Below are 20314 nucleotides of genomic sequence, written 5' to 3'. Positions count from 1 at the left end.
AATGTTTAAAATATCAGGATTTTTTCTTATGAAAATAACGGTTTGTATCCCTACTTATAACCGGCCAGACCTTTTAAAAGAAGCGATGGATTCCTGTTTAAGTCAAACATTTTTACCCTTCGAAATTTTAATAGGCGATGATTCCACAAATAATGAAACAAGAGAACTGGTGGAAACTTATAAAGATGCTTCAGCAATTGATATAGGTTACTTTAAGAATGAACCTCCATTGGGACAGGCTGCAAACGTTAATGGATTGTTTAAAAACGCCAGTGGAGAAAAAATCGTTTTATTGCATGATGATGATCTATTGATGGAAACAGCCCTGGAGAAGATGATGAAATGTTTCCAGTCTGATAATACTATACAGGCAGTTTACGGTAAGCAATATATAATTGATGAAAGGGGAGTTGTTAACAAGAAGCATTCAGAGGAGTTGAATACTTACTATTTTAGAACTGCCTATTATAGTACAAATAAACTTTCCCCTTTGGAAGCCGGGATGGTTCAACAATTCCCTAATGACTGTTATATGGTGGACAGAACTGTAATTGAGAAAATAAACTACCGTAGTAAAACCGAAATTGGGCATGCAGGGGACTTCGATTTTGGTTTTAGATTAGGGGTTAGCGGAATTAACCTACACTTTATTAACGCCTATACTGCGAAGTACAGGATTACTGAATCCTCTATTGCCCGCAATAGGACAGATTCAGGATACCAGGCTTTTAGAATTATACAACAAGCCGGTATAACTGCCAATAGTAAAAAAACAGACCCTGTTAATCTTATTTTGAAACGAAAAGCTCCTGTTGCTATCCTGCAGGCTGTGGAAAAAGGAAAAAGAAGGGAAGCCTTAAATATATATTTTAGCAAGTGGCACAGGAATAAGATCCTTACTCTGGGGGGCATTAGACGGTTAATTAATATTATATCATAAATGAGACTTCTCTTTATATGCCCCGGGATGGAGCCCGGAAAAGATGGAGTAGGCGATTATGTTTCGCGACTGGCTGTTAATCTTTCTAAAGAAGGGTTTACCATAAATGTCATAGCTTTAAATGATCCGTTTGTTTCTGAAATAACAAAAGAAGAGCGAAAAAGCCACAACACTGGATATTGGGTAGTACGCATTCCTTCCTTTTTTTCCAGCAGGGAAAAGATAAAAATAGTGGAGGAGTGGATAAATTCCCTGGCACCGGAATGGGTAAGTTTGCAATATGTAGGTTTTGGGTTCAATAAATATGGTTTACCCCTGGAAATGTTGCGCCTCAAAAAAAGCTTGGCCAGTAGTAATCTCCATATCATGTTCCATGAGCTGTGGTGCGGGACAGCCAGAGAATCCAAAATAAAAGAGAAGATTCTAGGAAACTTCCAAAAGCTTTTAATCAGTAAAATGTATGCCAGCTTAAATCCCCGGCAGGTATTCACTAACACTCAAACCTCTTTAAATAATCTGCGGAAGATAGGGGTTCGATCCAGATTAATACCGGTTTTTAGCAATATTCCTACAGAAGAAAAGGCTTCAGATGAACAATGGCATCAAATTTTAGAAAGTAAAGGCCTTCATTCTATTACCGCTAATAAGGAAGATTGGCTCATCCTGGGATTTTTTGGTACCGTTTATCATTACATGAGCATTAAAAACTTAATCCATTCGGCAGCAAAAGCTGCGGTAGGTTTAGGGAAGAAAATAGGCATTCTCTCTATTGGCCATGGCAGGGGGCAGGAAATTGGAAAAATGGCGAAGGATGCCCATGCTTCCCACTTTCAAACCGGTGCCTTAGATTCTTCCCAGGTAAACCGATGTATGAATTTAGTAGATTTAGGAGTAGTAACTACAAGAATAGACGGCCTGGATAAAAGTGGCTCTGCTATCGCGTGGCTGGAAAGAGGAATCCCTGTGATAATTTCTTCTGAAGATACCATGTACAAACAGGAAATGGAAGCAAAAGGAGTTTTCCAGGTATTTGGAGCTGAGGATATTTATAAAAGCCTTAATGCCCGTGGAAACTTTGAAAAGAAAAATAGGTTTGAAGAAGCGCAGCAGGCTTATATGGGCCTTGCCAGAGAGCTACAGCCAATAAATTGAAAAATACATTTTTAATTATATGACCCAACCAAAAACCATACTTATTACAGGAGCTTCAGGATTCCTGGGGACCTGGTTATCACGAATGGCAGCCAAAGCTGGCCATAGGATGTTTGGTATAGATTTAAGAGCTCCCCTACAACCACAAATATGGGCAGGTTTTGCGACTACTTCACTGGACACTGTAGATTTAGATGCTTTATTGGAGAACAACAAAATAGATGCCGTATGCCATTTAGCAGGTGGGGCATCGGTTGCTGCTTCTGTAAAAGATCCTTTTGGCGATTTTTCCAGTTTATTGCCGGGAACTGCAAGGCTTGCCTCTTTTTTAAAAAAGTCACAGCCACAGGCAAGGCTTTTTCTTTTTTCAAGCGCAGCCGTGTATGGCAATCCGGAAACCTTGCCAATTACTGAAGAAACTTCAATAATGCCAATTTCTCCCTATGGCATCCATAAAGCAACGGCAGAATCACTGCTAACCCAATATGCACGGGTTTTTAATTTAGGTATTACCATTTTCAGAATATTTTCAGTTTATGGACCTGAGCTTAGAAAACAACTTATTTGGGATGTGAGTCAAAGGGCTCTCCTGGCTGAAGAAGAAGGCAAAGCTGAAATTACCCTTTTTGGTACAGGCAAAGAAAGCAGGGATTTTATGTATGTTAAAGATGTTTGCCAGGCAGTTCTTAAAGTGATCTCTAAATCCAATCCGGAAGGAGTGGAAGTGTATAATCTTGCGTCGGGGGTGGAAAGCAGCATTAATGAAGTAGCAAAACTCCTAATAAAAAACCTGGGCGTGGAGGTGCAAATTAAATTTGACGGAGTGGTTCCTAAAGGAGATCCGGCTAATTGGAAGGCAGATATTTCAAAATTAAGAAGTCTTGGTTTTACACCGGAATACAATTTAGATAAGGGGCTGCAGCAGGTGGCAACATGGGCCAAATCCATATATTAATTATACCTGAAGTAATAAAGTTTTAATATTCCAATTCTATTATGATTACAATTACCACTTTAGCTTGTCACAGAGATATAGAAATGGCCTTAATGTCATTAAAATCCTTTATCCATAATTACAGGGATAACTATAGAATTCATGTATATGAAGATGGTTCTCTTACCCAGGAGGATAAAGAGAAATTGCGTGATATACCTGGAATTAAGGTTAAAGATAAAAAAGAAGTGGATGCCCTGGCTGATGAAGCTTTAAAGTCCCATCCTTTTTGTAAGAAATGGCGGGGACAGAATGCTTTTACAGTTAAACTCTTTGATATGGCTGTAGTGGAAGATGACGATTATGTCTATTTTGATTCTGATGTTTTTTTTATAAAACCCTTTGTAGGACTGGAAAGAAGCAAATATGGAAGTGAAGACCTTGTACTTATGAGTGATAGGTTTGATTATTATTCCATTAATTTCTTTGAAAGGTTTATACATCCAAGAATAAAATTTCCGGATAAAATAAATGCGGGATTTTATTTTCTGCGGAACGGTGCTATAGATTTTGACCTTTTTGAATGGCTATTCAGCAAAGAAGAATATTTTCCTAAAGACAAGGAACCCTGGAGGGTTTCGCTGGCAGACCAGACGGCATGGGCTTTATTGGGAGCAAATTGCAATGGGAAAATATGGAGAAAAGAGCAGGCAATTATTCCCGCATCCATGAATGAAATTAAACCGGATACCATTGCTATACATCTTATAAAAAGGCTGGAAGGGTTTGAAGAAATTTATTCCCGCGTAAGCGATTTAATTTACCAGAAACACACCAAAATAGTCACCCTGGAAACCCAAGACCTTAAATTTAGCAATCCGGTCTCTGCAGCCTTTGAAAAATTAAAATTCCGGTTAACTGAAAATAAGTAAATTCAGGAGAAGGTTTTTGGCATCATCCAGGTATAAACGTTTTAAAATTTAAAGATGAAAATAATAGTAATGGGCAACAATGCGCTCATGGGAGGACTTATAGTTCACTATATTGTATTGTGCAGGTATCTAAGAAGAGCCGGCCACGAGCTTCTCCTTATCAATGTAAATAATAGCGGCGCATGTATTTTTGAAGATAATGAAGTCCCGGAAATTTCTGTGCCTTATATTACAGATTCACTTTCAAAGAAACTGGGGAAGTATTTTAAATTAAGAAAGGCCTGTAAAAAAGCAAAATCGTTCAATCCAGACGTTTTTATAGCAACAGGTTACGGCCATGGGTACTCTATGGTTGCCGCTTCACTACCTGCTTCAACCTTTAAATTTTTTGAAGAGGTGCATTTTGAAGCACATAATATTCCGTTAAAGCTTAAAATGGTTAAGCTTTTTGACGCGATTGCACCACAAACTGAAGGAATGATTGAAGTTTTTAAAAAGAATGTTTCTTCTGAAAAACCTGTGGCATGGCTACCCTGTTTCTCTAAAGAATACAAGTCAAATAATTTTGAAGCTATTCCTCAAGCTCAAAGAACTATCCGCTTAACTTACTTTGGAAGACTGGAATGGAACAAGGGAATTAGGCAATTTGTTCAGGCCTGCGCTAAATTCTTCAGGGAGGAAGACTTACTTCTTGATATCTACGGTAAGGGTTCTGAAGCAGAGGCTATAAAACAAACTATTAAAACGGAAGGCCTTGAAGAAAAGGTGTTCATGAAAGGTTTTTATGAAGATGAAGAATTTGCAGATATTATAAGTGCATCTCATGGAGTAGTGATCCCTTCTGTAGATACAGAAGGCTTACCATTAATTGTAATAGAAGCCATGCGGTATGGCCGCCCGATTTTATGTACTACCATAGGGGCTATGCCCGAAGTGGCAGAAATTAATAAAAACGGAATGATAGTATCTGAGAAGGAACCTGAAATGTTGGTAGAGAATTTAAAACTTTTTATTGATCGTATAAAAGCTGAATTATTTTCAGCAGAAGAAATTCACCGGGTGTATAGAAACCATTTTAGTAACGATGCGTTCTGGGAAATATGGAAAGAAATGCTTAAAAACCCTGAAGCCTATTTTACTGCCCGGCCCATCCGGAAGACAGAAGAAGTAATGTACTAAAACAATAGATATATTGCCATATATGAAAGTGATTATTTCCCACCCCACCAGTAACCAATTTAACCGGGCATTATTAAAAGGATTAATGAATGCCGGAATGTTATATGAATTTCATACAGCAATAGCTACTTTTCCAGGTAATTTCCTGGACAAAATGAGCACATTACGCCCTCTTTCAGATTTAAAAAGAAGAGGTTTTGAACCTGAATTAAGTGGCTTTACTTATACCAGCCCATGGAAAGAAGCAGGACGTATGGCTGCACAAAAGCTGAGGATGGATAGGTTAACCAAACATGAAGAGGGGGTGTTTTGTGTAGATGCGGTATACAAAAATCAAGACCGTAAAGTAGCTTCCAGGATAAAACCTGCAAAAAATAAAGGAGCTAACGCTGTGTATGGTTACGAGGACGGTGCATGGTTTTCTTTTATAGAAGCAGAAAAAAATGGTATTTCTCGTTTTTATGATTTACCAATAGGATATTGGCGTACTGCAAAAAAAATGCTGAAGGCAGAAGAGGAGCGCTGGCCGGGATGGTCTTCCACCCTAACAGGGATGAAAGATTCTGAAGCTAAACTACAACGGAAAGATGAGGAATTAAAAATGGCCGACCGTATATTTGTTGCCAGTACCTTTACCGCAAGGAGCCTGGCAGATTTTCCGGGGCAGTTGGCCCCTGTAGAAATTATCCCTTATGGATTTCCTCCAGCTCTGGAGAAAAGAAGATATAATGATCTTAAAACCAATAGGAAGCTGAAGCTGCTTTTTGTGGGGGGGCTATCGCAACGAAAAGGAATTGCCGATGTTTTTGCGGCCGTTGAAGGGCTGGAAGCTTATGTTTCCTTAACGGTGGTGGGTCACAAAGCATCTAACAATTGCAAGCCCCTGGATATGGCATTATCAAAACATACATGGATTCCCACACTACCTCATGCAGAAGTTCTTAAATTAATGCGGGAGCATGATGTACTTCTTTTCCCCTCTCTTTTTGAGGGTTTTGGGATGGTAATTACAGAGGCTATGTCTCAGGGAACTCCTGTGATAACAACAGATCGCACAGCAGGCCCAGATCTTATCACTCATAATGAAAATGGATGGCTTGTTAAAGCAGCTTCTACTGAAGCGTTACGAAATGAAATAGAAGGACTTATTGCAAATCCAGAACAAATTTCAAGAGTAGGGAAAGCAGCGGTAGAAAAGGCAAGGTTACGCCCATGGCAGGTTTATGGAGAAGAATTGGCAGAAGCAATTAGGAATCATAAGGAGTAACCTGCATGGAAGAAATGATTTATACATCCAGTAATGCTACAGTTAGGGGGGAAGCACAGCAGGAGGAGACCAACACCATGAATGAGGGTACCCATAAAAGCCTTGCAGCCAATGTTGAGAGATATAAATATCTTAAAGCCGGAATATGGTGTTATTTTCTTCTGTTAATTTTTGAAGGAGCATTGAGAAAATGGGGCATACCTGCGTTATCAGCTCCATTATTGGTAGTTAGGGATCCTATAGCAATTTGGATATTATTTTTAGCCTGGAAAAAAGATATCGTGCCTTTTAACATCTATTCTGCAGGAATGGTGGCCCTTGCAATAATTGGGATTTCAACTACACTTATATTTGGACATGGTAATTTGTTTGTAAGTCTTTTTGGAGCACGTATTCTAATTCTGCATTTTCCACTGATGTTTGTAATAGGCAGTATTTTTAATAAAGATGATGTCATTAAAATAGGGAAAGTTCTTTTGTGGCTTTCCATACCGCTGGTAATATTAACGGCTTTACAATTCTATAGCCCGCAATCAGCATGGGTAAACAGGGGGATAGGAGGGGATACAGAAGGTTCTGGCTTTAGTGGCGCTATGGGGTTTTTCCGGCCCTCTGGAACCTTTTCTTTTACTACCGGAAACTCTATGTTCTTTAGCCTGGTTGCCTGCTTTGTTCTTTACTTCTGGGTTAACAGACACAATATTAATAAGCTTTTATTGTTTGCTTCCACTATGGCTGTACTGGCTTCTATTCCCTTATCTATTAGCAGGAGCTTGTTTTTCTCCATTGTAGTTGCAGTTATTTTTACCGGGATAGCCATCTCTCAGAAGCCTCAGTATTTTTCAAGAATGTTAATTGCTGGAATTTGCATGCTCGTATTGCTGGCCATGCTAAGCCAAACTTCCTTTTTTCAAACTGCTATGGAAGCTTTTATCGCCCGTTTTGAAGATGCCAGTAGTATTGAAGGCGGAGTTGCGAGTTCACTCATAGAAAGATATTTTGGGGGGATGATATCTGCAGTGATAAATAGTAATGACCTGCCCTTTTTTGGATATGGCCTTGGAATGGGAACCAATGCAGGAAGTGCACTATTAACGGGGGAGCGTTCCTTTTTAATAGCTGAAGGAGAATGGGCGCGTCTCATAGGCGAAATGGGATTCGTTTTAGGCATCTTAGTGATCCTCTTAAGGCTGGCATTTTGTTTTGAAATTAGCCTTAGAAGTTATAACAGCTTAAAATATGACAATTTGCTACCATGGATTTTGCTGAGTTTTGCCCTAATAACCATTCCGCAGGGGCAATGGGCACAACCCACTGCACTTGGATTTAGTACCTTAATAGGAGGATTGGTCCTGGGCGCTTTAAACATTAAGGAAAAGGAAGAAGGATTAGAAGAGCAAACCTTTTGGGAAAGGCCGGGTAGTAATGGAAAAGGAATTACATGAAAATCGTTTTTTTTGCTCATCCCACATTTCTTAACCACCAAAGTATGCCCCGTTTTGCCAAAATGTTGGCAGAGGGTATGAAAGCCAGGCATCATGAGGTTGAAATATGGTCCCCTAAGGAATATTTTCACAAATTCCCATTAAAAGAAAACCTTAAAAAATGGATGGGCTATATCGATCAATATTTAATTTTTCCTGTACAGGTTCGCAGGAAAAAAAAGGCATTACCACGGGAAACCTTATTTGTCTTCACAGATCATGCGTTAGGGCCATGGGTTAAACTTGTTGCAGATAAACCCCACGTGGTACATTGCCACGATTTTCTGGCGCAACGTTCCGCATTAAATGAAATTGAGGAAAACAAAACCTCCTGGACAGGGAAGCAATACCAGGCACTTATTAGAAATGGTTATTCCACAGGGAAAAACTTTATTTCAGTTTCAGAGAAAACAAAGCAGGACCTGAGTAAATTCATTAAAGTTAATCCTGCAAGATCAGAAGTGGTTTATAATGGATTAAATCAGCAATTTTTACCTCATGATGCAGATAATGCCCGTAAATTACTGAGTAAAGAAATAAATTTACAAATAGGGGATGGGTATATCTTACACGTAGGCGGGAACCAATGGTACAAGAACAGGATTGGAGTAATAGAAATTTATAATGCTTGGCGAAAAACTTCCGGGGCCGCTTTGCCATTGCTCCTGGTTGGGCAGGCACCGTTATCAGCTCTTGAAAAAGTCTTTGAAGCTTCTCCCTTTAAAAGTGATATCCATTTCATTAAAAATGCTTCTGATAATATAGTGAAGCTTGCCTATTGTGGAGCGAGAGCATTCCTTTTTCCTTCTCTCGCAGAAGGTTTTGGATGGCCAATTGCTGAAGCAATGGCATCTGGATGCCCTGTTATAACCACCCATGAGGCTCCTATGACTGAAGTGGCAGGCAAGGCCGCATATTATATAAGCAAGCGCCCAACAGAAGGAGAACAGGTTGAAAAATGGGCCTTTAAGTCAGCAGCGGTATTACAGCAGTTACTAACTTTGCAGCCAGAAGAAAGAAAAAAGATGATTAAAAAGGGCATTGATAATGCCAAACGCTTCGACAAAAATCTCGCATTAGATAATATTGAGCAAATTTATATTGAAATTCTTCATAGCTATAAAAATTCATGAAAATTCTGCACGTTATAGAAGGAATGGATCCTCAGCTTGGTGGCGTATGCAAAGCAGTACGTACCATTGTAAAAGGACTATCCGAAGAAGAATTTCAAAATGAGGTTTTATGCCTTGATGATCCTGAAGCAGCATTTTTAAAAGAAGATAATTTTGCAGTCTATGCACTCGGGCCTGCCAAATCTCCCTGGAGCTATAGCAAAAAACTGGTGCCATGGCTGCAGAAAAACCTGGAGGATTATGATTTTGTGATCATCCATGGTTTGTGGTTATACAATTCTTTCGCCACTTATAAAGCTTTAAAAAATCTTAAGGAGCAAAAAAAAGTGGGAATAAAGGAACAAAAATGCCCTCGGCTTTACATCATGCCTCATGGCATGCTTGATCCTTATTTTCAGAAAGCCAGCTCCAGGAAAATAAAGGCAGCCCGAAATACTTTATACTGGAAATTTATTGAATCTAAAGTCATCAATGCAGCAGATGGAATTTTATTTACCTGTGAGGAGGAGCGACGGTTGGCCCATGAACCTTTTCACCCCTATAAACCAACAAAAGAAATTGTAGTAGGGTTGGGGACTGAAGCGCCTCCCGCTTATGAATTGTCCATGACGCGTGCATTTGGTAAAAAATGTAACCTGGAAGGAAAACCTTACATTCTCTTCCTGAGTAGGATTCACGAAAAGAAGGGAGTAAAAAACCTTATTAATGCCTATGAATATCTTATAAAGAAAAATAAGGAAGAATTACCCGCTCTGGTAATTGCAGGGCCGGGTAAGGAATCTTTATACGGTAGGGAAGTACAAGAAATGGTAGAAAATAATAAAGATTTAAGGGAGATGGTATTTTTTCCAGGAATGTTGACTGCCATGGATAAATGGGGTGCTTTTTATGGCTGTGAGGCGTTTATTTTACCCAGCGAACAGGAGAATTTTGGTATTGCAATAATAGAAGCGCTCGCCTGTGCAAAAGCTGTACTTATATCAAACCAGGTAAACATCTGGAGGGAAATTGAGGAGGCTTCTGCAGGGTTGGTAGCTCCAGCCTCCCTCTCCGGCACTATAAAATTATTGGAAAACTGGTGCGGCATGCCGGATAACCAAAAAAAAGAAAAAAGTTTGAATGCGGCCAATTGCTATAAGAAGCAATACGCCATGGATTCTTTTGTAAACCAATGGAAAGAAAGCTTTCTTCTTAAAGAAGCGCCTTCCTCAATAACGTTTTAAACCTTTCTGAAACAAAATTTAATCCCCTCCTGAAGCTGCTTTGAATACTACTAATATGAATAGGGAAAACCCTTTAATTACATTGTACGGTTCTAATTATATAGATAATGAGTGGACCATCCCCTGCATGAAAAGCTGGGGTAATATTCAGAATATCTCTTCTTCACAATTCTATGTATTGCCAGATAGTGCTTTGAGCAACAGGGAAGAAGCTGTTTTTTCTTCAATGAATTTTCAGGTGCTAAATTCCAATTCTGTTGTTGAAGATTTTCTTACCGATTATCCCGCATTAAAAGAAATTAGATCTAAGGATAGTACCTGGAGAAAAATTATTGACTCGGCTATCTTGTTTCCTAAGGTAGAGAAAATCACTATTATAGATACAGATGTATACATTAAAGACAGGGTGCTGCTTCCAATGAAAGGTTTCGATATTGCCTACATGAGGGAAGATGTGCCTGCATATAGAGGGAAGTGGAATATGGCATGGAATGAGAAGATGGTGCCCGCCCTTAACGCAGGGCTTATAACGGTAAATCCAGAAATAATCGATTTTAGATATCTGGAAAAAATTGTTTCAAAATATTTAACAACCTGTAAAAGTTACTGGTGGTCTGAGCAATCTGGCTGGTCATGCCTTGCGGGTAAAAGTAAGAAAAGGGTCCTTTTCAATGGTAAGCAGGTAAAAGTTACCTCCGGTATGCGTAAAAGATCTGTATTGGAGGTACAGCGAAACGGGTATAAATATTTTGGTAAAAAAGGAATGATAGATTCATTCGAAGAATTTCGCCATTTGTTAAAAGGAGGTTCCATTTTTCATTTTGCAGGACCAGGAAAATACATGTTTAAAAATAGTTTTTCAGAGTTTAAAAACAATGTGCAATCAGAGCTTATACAAATAACTATTGAAGAAGAAGATACACTTAGTTTTAGGGACAAATTTTTCATTTCAATGAGGCTGTATCTTAAAGAAAAATTTTAATTGATTATGGAAAAGGCGGTTTTAAATTTTTCAGCAAATACTAACGAAGATACTTTTACTGGGCCATCCTTCAGTTTTCAGAATAGATTGAAACGGCTAATATGGAACCTTGCCTGCTTCTTCCTGTTCCGGTTTACCCCAAATCCTTTTCATGCATGGAGGGCATTTTTACTACGTTTATTTGGTGCAAAATTGGGTAAACGTGTACATGTTTATCCCGGGGTGAAAATCTGGGCTCCCTGGAACCTGGAGCTTGGGGATGAGTGTGGAATAGCAAATGGGGTAACCTTATATTCTCAGGGGAAAATTGTTATAGGAAAGCGCGCCGTAATTTCCCAGGGAGCGCACCTGGTAGCAGGCACACATGATTATACAAAACCTGGTTTCCCCTTGTATACCAGGCCCATAAATGTTGGTGCACATGCATGGATTGCTGCTGAAGCCTTTGTGCATCCCGGCGTTAAAATAGGGGAGGGTAGTGTAATAGGCGCGCGTGCCGTGGTTTCTCGAGATATGCCAACATGGATGGTTTGTGCAGGCCATCCCTGCGTTCCGGTGAAAGAAAGAAAACTGGAAGGAATAAATTTATAAGTGCAGGAAATGATTTCAATAGTAGTCCTTACCAAGAATGAAGAAAAAGATTTACCCAGGTGCCTTAATTCTGTAAGCTGGTGCAATGATGTTCATGTTCTTGACTCCGGGAGTACAGATGGGACGGTAGAGATTGCCATACAATACGGTGCAAAAGTTAGCAGGAACGCTTTTAAGAGTTTTGGAGAACAGAGAAATTACGCCCTGGATAACCTGGAGCTTCAAACCTGGATACTTTTTTTAGATGCAGATGAAGTAGTACCTAAAAAGTTTAAGGCAGAATTAATGAAGGCAATTCGGGATGCAGATGAAAATGTTGCCGGATACTACTGTTGCTGGAAAATGATGCTTTATGGAAAATGGCTGAAGCGTTGCGATAATTTTCCTAAATGGCAGTTTAGGCTTATGCGTAAAGGGAAAGCCAGGTTTACCGATTTTGGACATGGGCAAAAAGAGGATAAAGTACAGGGTGAAATTCAATATTTAAAAGAGCCATACCTGCACTACGGATTCTCAAAAGGATGGTTTTACTGGATGGAGCGACATAATAAATATTCTACGCAGGAAGCCGTTGCACGGTCTGGGAAGCGCCCTCCTTTTAAAAAGATATTTACCAAAGATGCCAGTGTAAGAAATCCGGCATTAAAATCCTGGTTGAGCAGGATACCTGGTTGGCCTTTCTTGAGATTTTTCCAGGCTTATTTTCTAAACCTTGGTTTTACTGAAGGAACTCCCGGGTTTATTTATTGTATTAACATGGCATATTATGAATTTCTTATTCAAATTAAGATGAAAGAACTTCATAAGGAGAAGCCAAAAGCTGAAGATTCAAAGGCTGTTTCTGCAAATATGACATTTGAAAACTCCTAACTCTACTATAGAAGTGGTAAAATTATCGCATCTGCACTTATGAAAATTAAAGAAAAAGAAAAGTCTGTACTAAATGATTTTGCTAAAGCTACAGTAAAACATTATTATGACCTGGATGGAACTTTATCCTCTTTAAACAGCACATTTGATTTTGTACATGGTTTCCTTCGGTATAAAAAGAAATATGGCCGACTGTTTTTAGGACGCGCTATTGCCATTTTTCTTATTTACACAAAAAATTATCATCCCATAAAATCAAGAAGACTACTTATTAAGATTTATTTTAAAGGTCAGAAAAAAGCCGACCTGGAAAATTACTTTAACAAGGTCTATCACCCAATATTCATGGAATCCCTTACTTCTCTTGGGCAGTTCTTAATAAAAGATAAAAGCTCTGCAGATGTATTGCTAACGGGATGCACAGAGGTTCCGGCACAGCAAATAGCAGCATTATTTGGTTTTAAAAAAGTTATTTGTACAGAATTTCTTTTTAAAAAAGGAAGCATAAGCGGTATCAAAACTGATACTTACGGCAATTTTAAAGTGCAATTTATTAAAGAAGAAAAGGAGAAAATGATCTACTATACAGATGATTTAGCGTCAGAAGGAGAGCTTATTCCTTATATGGATAAGATTGTGGAAGTATAAATTTTAAAAATCCCCTACATCATTCCCAAAACATGTTTCTTTAATTAAAGTGGCTAATCTGTTAGACTAACCATTATATAATTAATTATGAAATTAGAACTAAAAGTTCCATTGCTTTATACCTTAGAAAGGTATAAAAGAAGACATGATAGTAATTGGCGAACCAGTGTGGTGGCATATTTTTCTTCAATGTTACGAGATTATATTTGGATTCCTATTTATGCTCTTGTTGTACTGGAAGGCCTTGATCTTTTTAATATTTCTGGATTTATATTCCATTTGCTCGTTTTCTCAGTAGCCTATGAAGTAGGATATATTTACACAGATAATATTTCTATTAAAAAGGAAAATAAAAAAATATGCAAGATAATATATAAAAATCCTGTGCCAGAAAGGCATGTGTATTTTGCCATATTTATGAGGATTATAATTGTTTATGGCATACTTTCTTTTGTAGATTCCTGGGTAAATGTGGAAATTGTTTGGTTGTACACCTCCATGTTTCTTATTTATTTTGTTTATGGAAATCTTAAGGAGAGATTCCGGGTTCCTTTATTTATGATCCTTCGTTTTCTAAAAGGGTTTATTCCATCTGCTTTTTTAATACTTGCTATGGACCATGTTCCTTTTATGTTGGTTACACTCTTACTGCTGTCTACAGCATGCTTCTTTAGTATTGAATATGCCAGTAGAAAAATGGATTTCTGGTATATTAATATCCAGCTTATGAAATACGTCTGGATTCGATATCTGATTATTTTTCTATTTTTAGCTCCCTATATTATTTTTGATCAAATTCCTTTAAGGGATTTCAGTTTAGTGTTTACAATTTATGTAGGAACACATTTAACAATGATTCTTTTATCTTTATTAAGAAATTTTGTGGGGAAGCAAATAAGCCTTCAGGATATAGAACAAATATTTTCAGCAAATTCTTCTGTTATAAATGAAAGTGATGAATAAGCAAAAAGAGGGAACTGCTCCCGGTTTTTCCAATTTCTGAAGTTCCCTAAGCGTATTATTATCTATGATTACACTTACAATACAAAACGCGGTCTGAAATAACAGTTTTTCAGACCGCGTTTTGTATTAGAAATGACTTGCTTTATAGCTATTCCATCTCTACTTTTACCTGCTGCTCCTGGATGCTTTCAATATTTGAGATTTTCCAGCGGTTTACACCTCCATGGGCATTTTCATCTGCATGATATAAATAATAGACTTCTCCAATTTTTACAACATTGGCAGAAAGAGCATTACCGGCAGAACCATAAGGTGTGCTTTCATTAGCAACATCGGTACCTTTAACTCCAAATAACTTAAGCATCAAGCCGTCGTCCCTGTAGATATACCACATATTAACAGTAGAGTTTTTCCATAGTTCGCCATGGTAACCGGCAAATATAAGATCATCTATTACTATAGCCGGACCACCGGGATAATGTACACCATTCCCTATATCATACCTTCCATCTGTGGGGAAGGGGCCTGAGTAGTCTTCAGGTGTACTGGGCATGGCTTTCCACAACCACTCATTTGTTCCTGGTTTAAGACCACCCAGGTGATAGCCCGTAGTTCCAAGGCCGGGATGATGGTTTTCATAAGAAACCAATACCCCGTTCTTAGAGAGGTCTGGGATAGGAGGCGTATTCTGAAAAATTCCATAACGGTGATATGGCTGAAGTTTATCCTGGTTTTTTAATTGTGCGATTGTTCTTAAACTTCCCCATTGCGGATTTTTATTAGCATCAAATCCTGTAAGTGGCGCTTCTGCCCAGGTAACTGTACGGGCATTTTCCTCGCCAGATAGGGTATATTTTCTCATGGAACCATCAGCCTTTAAAAACCAATCCAGTACCCATGGGTTACCGCCCTTAGGGAATTTAATGCCCGTATTTCTTAATCCGTAGTCAGGATCCAGTTCAAAAATCACAAAGGGATCATCGGCCTTGGAAGGATTTATTTGGGCGTATGTTCTGCCGTTAGATAAGGTATAAACAAACCTAAGCTTATAGTACCAATTTTCAAACCCTTCAGTATGATATCTCCAATTTCTCACTGTTTTCCAGGAGCCATTATTGCCTCCAAGTTCTTTACTATAATCTACTTTAAATTCCATATAATCAGCAAAAACTCTTGTAGGATCATTAGGGTCTACGGTAGCTGAACGTACCTCACCCTGATATTCAATCTTATTAAGGAGTTTATCTGCACCACTAAAATGCATAACCCGCATATTGTAGGTATCTCCCACCCAGTAGCTGCCATCTGTCTCATAAGTGATGAAGGTTTTTGCACCCCGAAGAAATTTCCCGTCGTCCCGGCGATCAGAAAAGTAAAACTTATCATCCAGAACGGTGGGATTACCGGCATAGCCGCCATTTTGCCCGAAGGAATTTAAAAAAGAACCATCTGTGGTTGAAAATCTTTTTACGGTTTGCGTCATCCCATCTACTATGGCAATGAGGTTTCCTGAATGATCTGCACCCATAGCATGAACCTTGTTGGTGCCTTCAATTTTAATACCCGTGGCACTAAGATTGCCATCGCTGTGTATTTTGAATTTCTCTACTATATTGCCATTATGCTGTAACCAAATATCACCCGTGCCATTTGCTTCAATAGCGGTTAATGCAGGTTTATTTATAGGTATTTTCCTTATCAGGCTTCCAGTATTTTTTTGATATACTCTTATTTCATTAAGATTGAGATACGAAACAAAAAGAAAATCTCCATCACGTTGTACGGCCATCCCTGAAATAAATTTATCATATTCTACTTCATCAGTCATTACCCCAATGGCAGAAGTGTAGGTGTCTCCTCCCGCAGCCGTGGTATAAGCACTGCCATTGCTAAAGGTATGAAAGGAGTCATCTTCCGGGTTAATGCCAAATATAAAACTCACCTTATCCCTTCCCCAGTCGTCATACCCCCCGTAATAAACGGTTTTTCCATCGGTAGTGGAATATTCTGTTTCCTGGCCATTCCCAAAGACACCTTCTTTAAGTATTCTTATGGGTATTCGAACATTAGGATTGTTTAAATTTATTTTCCACTGTGCCGCTTTTCCTTCATTAAAACCGGCAGCTAAATATGCATAACCATCTACAATGGACATGCTTCGCAGCTGCTCATAAGAAGTTTGCACCCCTTCTCCAGTAAGATATGGGGAATTATTGCCTATTGGTCCTTCCCACTCGGCAATAAGGTTATTAGTGAGGAGTTTAATGTAATAACTACCGGAATTTACTGTGTTTCCCGCATCATCTTTATTATCCCAGTTGAGCGGATAGGTACCTGCCTGTTGAAATTTATTATTCCATAATGTCCTAACCAGAGTTCCATCTTCTGCATACACCCCCGCCGAGGTGGTAGTTGCCCTGTTAAGAACATACGAGTTTTTTTCAAGAGCATTTAGGGATTGTGGCAGGTAATTGCAAATTCCGGGAACATCATTGTTTCTGGAAGGGTCATCATTTCCTGAGGCCAATGTTGCCCCCAACACCCCATTGCCTGTAATACCAGAAAGATCTACAACCTCTTTTCCTGTAGCATTGAAGTCATAATAGGCAACCAATCCATCAGCATGTGGATTTATTTCCTGTTTAAAGTTATTAGCTATATCTTCAAAGGTTCTTGCCTTGTTCCAGATCCTTAATTCATCCAGGCATCCTCCAAAAAAACCAGCATTGCCTCGACCTAAAGCCTTGATTGGAAAATTTCCAGACCAGTTAGTAGTAGTGATTTTATCTTCTGCACCATTTATATATAGTCTAATGGACCTGCCTTTTCTAATAAAAGCAAAATGATTCCACTCTCCGGGGTTTACAGTTGTATTGGCATAAATTACTCTTCCTGCAGAGCCCTCATTGGGTACATAAATTCTTACCTTTTTCCAGTCAAAATTTATATCTGGACCTTTACCAACTTGCCCTAGTACTGCATCATCATTAGTTATTTCTCCTTCAAGTTTTGCCCAAAATTCTATAGTAAAATCTCCGGAAAGCATGATGTCGGGAATATCTATCCAGTCATTTACACCATCAAACTGAACACCTCCAGTATTTACATCACAATTATTAATAGCACCTTGTGGCGGATTTAATGCGTAATGAAAATTTTGAGCAAAAGCTGCGCTACAGAAACAGACGGAGATTAGTAAACAAATTATATTTCTCATTACAATACAATATAAGAATTTGTACCTGTTTTTCTTAATATTCCTCCTGTATAAGCCTCATTATTACCAATACTGGCGTTTCCTGCCGAGGTGCCATTTAGAGTCACTCCGGAATCTGCCTTTATGCTAAGTATGGTACCATGAACTTCAAGATTAATAGTTTGTCCCACCTTCATTTCATTAAAGTTAGAGCTAATGGTTAAGGTAGAAGATGCAGTACAGGCAATGGTATTGCTAATATCGCCTGAAGATATATTTCTTGAAGAGGAAATGTTAACAACAACTGGTTTTTTTATATACACATTACTAATATTCTCCAATAGTGCTTGTTTTATGCTATCTACCTGCGCCCGGGTATAAACTTCAGGAGCATCTGTTAAACTGGAATACTTCCCGTCAAAATCATCTGTGACGTCCATGTCCCAGGACTGAAAAGAAACTGTGTTCCCATCAGAAATGCTCAATTGATCTTCATTAAGAGTCAAAAATTGGTTTGTACTACTTGAACCACTATTATCAGCAATAAGATTATCAATTTCAGATTTTGTGTAGACTTGGGGAGCACCTATAAGACTAGCGTATTTTCCATCAAAATCATCGGTAGCATCGGTGTCCCAGTTATCAAAGGTGATCTTATTTCCTCCTGAAATGGAAAGCTCGTTATCGGAAAGATCTAAAGACTGCACCGTGCCGCTTCCTCCCGCGTTTACCATCAGGCTATCCACCTCTTCGGAAGTATACAAATTCGGCATGTTCAGAAGGTCATTATAATTTCCGCTGAAAAGCTCAGGTTTATTCTGAAGGTCGTCATAATTTCCCGAGAAATCATCGGTAGCATCGGTATCCCAGTTAGCAAAAGTTATTTTATTTCCTCCTGAAATGGAAAGCTCGTTATCGGAAAGATCTAAAGACTGCACCGTACCGCTTCCTCCCGCATTTACCATCAGGCTATCCACTTCTTCTGAAGTATACAGATTCGGAATATTCAGGAGGTCATTAAAATCTCCCGAGAAATCATCAGTAGCATCGGTATCCCAGTTATCAAAAGTTATTTTGTTTCCTCCTGAAATGGAAAGCTGGTTATCGGAAAGATCTAAAGATTGTACCGTACCGCTTCCTCCCGCATTTACCATCAGGCTATCCACTTCTTCTGAAGTATACAGATTTGGCAGATTCAGAAGGTCATTAAAATTTCCGCTGAAAAGCTCAGGTTTATTCTGAAGGTCGTCATAATTTCCGGAGAAATCATCGGTAGCATCGGTATCCCAGTTATCAAAAGTTATTTTGTTTCCTCCAGAGATGGAAAGCTGGTTATCGGAAAGATCTAAAGATTGTACCGTACCGCTTCCTCCCGCATTTACCATCAGGCTGTCCACTTCTTCGGAAGTATACAGATTTGGCAGATTCAGAAGGTCATTAAAATTTCCGCTGAAAAGCTCAGGTTTATTCTGAAGGTCGTCATAGTTTCCCGAGAAATCATCGGTAGCATCGGTGTCCCAGTTTTCAAAAGTTATTTTATTTCCTCCTGAAATGGAAAGCTCGTTATCGGAAAGATCTAAAGACTGCACCGTGCCGTTTCCTCCCGCGTTTACCATCAGGCTATCTACCTCTTCGGAAGTATACAAATTCGGCATGTTCAGAAGGTCATTAAAATTTCCGCTGAAAAGCTCAGGTTTATTCTGAAGGTCGTCATAGTTTCCCGAGAAATCATCAGTAGCATCGGTATCCCAGTTTTCAAAAGTTATTTTGTTTCCTCCTGAAATGGAAAGCTGGTTATCGGAAAGATCTAAAGACTGCACCGTACCGCTTCCTCCCGCATTTACCATCAGGCTATCCACTTCTTCGGAAGTATACAGATTTGGCAGATTCAGAAGGTCATTAAAATCTCCCGAGAAATCATCGGTAGCATCGGTATCCCAGTTATCAAAAGTTATTTTGTTTCCTCCTGAAATGGAAAGCTGGTTATCGGAAAGATCTAAAGATTGTACCGTGCCGCTTCCTCCCGCATTTACCATCAGGCTATCCACTTCTTCTGAGGTATACAGATTTGGCATATTCAGGAGGTCATTAAAATTTCCCGAGAAATCATCAGTAGCATCGGTATCCCAGTTATCAAAAGTTATTTTGTTTCCTCCTGAAATGGAAAGTTCGTTATCGGAAAGATCTAAAGACTGCACCGTACCGCTTCCTCCCGCGTTTACCATCAGGCTGTCCACCTCTTCGGAAGTATACAGATTTGGCAGATTCAGAAGGTCATTAAAATCTCCCGAGAAATCATCGGTAGCATCGGTATCCCAGTTTTCAAAAGTTATTTTGTTTCCTCCTGAAATAGATAGTTCGTTATCGGAAAGATCTAAAGACTGCACCGTACCGCTTCCTCCCGCATTTACCATCAGGCTATCCACTTCTTCTGAAGTATACAGATTCGGAATATTCAGGAGGTCATTAAAATCTCCCGAGAAATCATCAGTAGCATCGGTATCCCAGTTATCAAAAGTTATTTTGTTTCCTCCTGAAATAGATAGTTCATTATCGGAAAGATCTAAAGACTGCACCGTGCCGCTTCCTCCCGCGTTTACCATCAGGCTGTCCACCTCTTCAGAAGTATACAGATTTGGCAGATTTAGAAGGTCATTAAAATTTCCGCTGAAAAGCTCAGGTTTATTCTGAAGGTCGTCATAATCTCCCGAGAAATCATCGGTTGCATCGGTATCCCAGTTATCAAAAGTTATTTTATTTCCTCCAGAGATGGAAAGCTCGTTATCGGAAAGATCTAAAGACTGTACCGTGCCGCTTCCT

At 39.0% G+C, this 20314-nt stretch carries 16 protein-coding genes; 14 read left to right on the top strand and 2 right to left on the bottom strand.

What is annotated here, in order from left to right:
* Position 1: 1 nt before the first annotated feature.
* The 14 genes from AB8M93_RS07525 to AB8M93_RS07460 all read left to right on the top strand — a co-directional run bounded on the left by AB8M93_RS07525 (position 2) and on the right by AB8M93_RS07460 (position 14298).
* Positions 2 to 940 carry a glycosyltransferase family 2 protein gene (locus AB8M93_RS07525; RefSeq protein WP_373056963.1) on the top strand — a complete coding sequence of 313 codons (939 nt, stop codon included), beginning with the start codon at positions 2 to 4 and terminating at the stop codon, positions 938 to 940.
* Positions 941 to 2092, top strand: a complete 1152-nt coding sequence (locus tag AB8M93_RS07520) for a glycosyltransferase family protein (RefSeq protein ID WP_373056962.1) — start codon at positions 941 to 943, stop codon at positions 2090 to 2092. It abuts the gene before it with no gap.
* A gap of 19 nt (positions 2093 to 2111) precedes the next feature.
* Positions 2112 to 3047 (top strand): NAD-dependent epimerase/dehydratase family protein, encoded by a 936-nt coding sequence (locus AB8M93_RS07515; protein WP_373056961.1) that lies wholly within the window; start codon positions 2112 to 2114, stop codon positions 3045 to 3047.
* Between the two features lie 41 nt (positions 3048 to 3088).
* Positions 3089 to 3958 carry a hypothetical protein gene (locus AB8M93_RS07510; RefSeq protein WP_373056960.1) on the top strand — a complete coding sequence of 290 codons (870 nt, stop codon included), beginning with the start codon at positions 3089 to 3091 and terminating at the stop codon, positions 3956 to 3958.
* Positions 3959 to 4012: 54 nt separating this feature from the next.
* Positions 4013 to 5137, top strand: a complete 1125-nt coding sequence (locus AB8M93_RS07505; protein WP_373056959.1) for a glycosyltransferase family 4 protein — start codon at positions 4013 to 4015, stop codon at positions 5135 to 5137.
* A gap of 22 nt (positions 5138 to 5159) precedes the next feature.
* On the top strand, positions 5160 to 6404 hold the full coding sequence (locus tag AB8M93_RS07500) for a glycosyltransferase family 4 protein (protein WP_373056958.1): 1245 nt from the start codon (positions 5160 to 5162) through the stop codon (positions 6402 to 6404).
* Between the two features lie 5 nt (positions 6405 to 6409).
* On the top strand, positions 6410 to 7849 hold the full coding sequence (locus AB8M93_RS07495) for a hypothetical protein (protein WP_373056957.1): 1440 nt from the start codon (positions 6410 to 6412) through the stop codon (positions 7847 to 7849).
* A complete protein-coding gene (locus AB8M93_RS07490; RefSeq protein ID WP_373056956.1) occupies positions 7846 to 9021 on the top strand; it encodes a glycosyltransferase family 4 protein in 1176 nt (391 codons plus the stop codon). Before AB8M93_RS07495 ends, AB8M93_RS07490 begins: the two co-directional genes overlap by 4 nt.
* Positions 9018 to 10244 carry a glycosyltransferase gene (locus tag AB8M93_RS07485; RefSeq protein ID WP_373056955.1) on the top strand — a complete coding sequence of 409 codons (1227 nt, stop codon included), beginning with the start codon at positions 9018 to 9020 and terminating at the stop codon, positions 10242 to 10244. The genes AB8M93_RS07490 and AB8M93_RS07485 overlap by 4 nt, the downstream gene beginning before the upstream one ends.
* Before the next feature lie 55 nt (positions 10245 to 10299).
* A complete protein-coding gene (locus AB8M93_RS07480; protein ID WP_373056954.1) occupies positions 10300 to 11226 on the top strand; it encodes a hypothetical protein in 927 nt (308 codons plus the stop codon).
* A 6-nt stretch (positions 11227 to 11232) separates the two neighbouring features.
* Positions 11233 to 11817: a DapH/DapD/GlmU-related protein gene (locus AB8M93_RS07475; protein WP_373056953.1), complete on the top strand. Its 585-nt coding sequence runs from the start codon at positions 11233 to 11235 to the stop codon at positions 11815 to 11817.
* Positions 11818 to 11826: 9 nt separating this feature from the next.
* Positions 11827 to 12687 carry a glycosyltransferase family 2 protein gene (locus AB8M93_RS07470; protein WP_373056952.1) on the top strand — a complete coding sequence of 287 codons (861 nt, stop codon included), beginning with the start codon at positions 11827 to 11829 and terminating at the stop codon, positions 12685 to 12687.
* Positions 12688 to 12726: 39 nt separating this feature from the next.
* Positions 12727 to 13335: an HAD family hydrolase gene (locus tag AB8M93_RS07465; protein WP_373056951.1), complete on the top strand. Its 609-nt coding sequence runs from the start codon at positions 12727 to 12729 to the stop codon at positions 13333 to 13335.
* Positions 13336 to 13422: 87 nt separating this feature from the next.
* Positions 13423 to 14298: a hypothetical protein gene (locus AB8M93_RS07460; protein ID WP_373056950.1), complete on the top strand. Its 876-nt coding sequence runs from the start codon at positions 13423 to 13425 to the stop codon at positions 14296 to 14298.
* Positions 14299 to 14446: 148 nt separating this feature from the next.
* On the opposite strand, the gene AB8M93_RS07455 is transcribed toward AB8M93_RS07460, so the two are convergent.
* Positions 14447 to 17515: a LamG-like jellyroll fold domain-containing protein gene (locus tag AB8M93_RS07455; protein WP_373056949.1), complete on the bottom strand. Its 3069-nt coding sequence runs from the start codon at positions 17513 to 17515 to the stop codon at positions 14447 to 14449.
* Positions 17515 to 20314: hypothetical protein (locus AB8M93_RS07450; protein WP_373056948.1), on the bottom strand; the 2800-nt coding region annotated here is incomplete at its 5' end. The genes AB8M93_RS07450 and AB8M93_RS07455, both read right to left, overlap by 1 nt.

The sequence above is a fragment of the Autumnicola aciditolerans genome (assembly GCF_041679265.1).
In the GTDB taxonomy this organism is placed as follows: Bacteria; Bacteroidota; Bacteroidia; order Flavobacteriales; family Flavobacteriaceae; genus Autumnicola.
Note: the sequence above shows the minus strand (reverse complement) of the source record. Positions and strands in the feature narration are given on the sequence as shown.

Excerpts from the sequence above, each read along its gene's own strand:
- AB8M93_RS07525 (WP_373056963.1), top strand. The coding sequence starts at position 2 with ATGTTTAAAATATCAGGATTTTTTCTTATGAAAATAACGGTTTGTATC.
- AB8M93_RS07520 (WP_373056962.1), top strand. The coding sequence starts at position 941 with ATGAGACTTCTCTTTATATGCCCCGGGATGGAGCCCGGAAAAGATGGA.
- AB8M93_RS07515 (WP_373056961.1), top strand. The coding sequence starts at position 2,112 with ATGACCCAACCAAAAACCATACTTATTACAGGAGCTTCAGGATTCCTG.
- AB8M93_RS07510 (WP_373056960.1), top strand. The coding sequence starts at position 3,089 with ATGATTACAATTACCACTTTAGCTTGTCACAGAGATATAGAAATGGCC.
- AB8M93_RS07505 (WP_373056959.1), top strand. The coding sequence starts at position 4,013 with ATGAAAATAATAGTAATGGGCAACAATGCGCTCATGGGAGGACTTATA.
- AB8M93_RS07500 (WP_373056958.1), top strand. The coding sequence starts at position 5,160 with ATGAAAGTGATTATTTCCCACCCCACCAGTAACCAATTTAACCGGGCA.
- AB8M93_RS07495 (WP_373056957.1), top strand. The coding sequence starts at position 6,410 with ATGGAAGAAATGATTTATACATCCAGTAATGCTACAGTTAGGGGGGAA.
- AB8M93_RS07490 (WP_373056956.1), top strand. The coding sequence starts at position 7,846 with ATGAAAATCGTTTTTTTTGCTCATCCCACATTTCTTAACCACCAAAGT.
- AB8M93_RS07485 (WP_373056955.1), top strand. The coding sequence starts at position 9,018 with ATGAAAATTCTGCACGTTATAGAAGGAATGGATCCTCAGCTTGGTGGC.
- AB8M93_RS07480 (WP_373056954.1), top strand. The coding sequence starts at position 10,300 with ATGAATAGGGAAAACCCTTTAATTACATTGTACGGTTCTAATTATATA.
- AB8M93_RS07475 (WP_373056953.1), top strand. The coding sequence starts at position 11,233 with ATGGAAAAGGCGGTTTTAAATTTTTCAGCAAATACTAACGAAGATACT.
- AB8M93_RS07470 (WP_373056952.1), top strand. The coding sequence starts at position 11,827 with ATGATTTCAATAGTAGTCCTTACCAAGAATGAAGAAAAAGATTTACCC.
- AB8M93_RS07465 (WP_373056951.1), top strand. The coding sequence starts at position 12,727 with ATGAAAATTAAAGAAAAAGAAAAGTCTGTACTAAATGATTTTGCTAAA.
- AB8M93_RS07460 (WP_373056950.1), top strand. The coding sequence starts at position 13,423 with ATGAAATTAGAACTAAAAGTTCCATTGCTTTATACCTTAGAAAGGTAT.
- AB8M93_RS07455 (WP_373056949.1), bottom strand. The coding sequence starts at position 17,515 with ATGAGAAATATAATTTGTTTACTAATCTCCGTCTGTTTCTGTAGCGCA.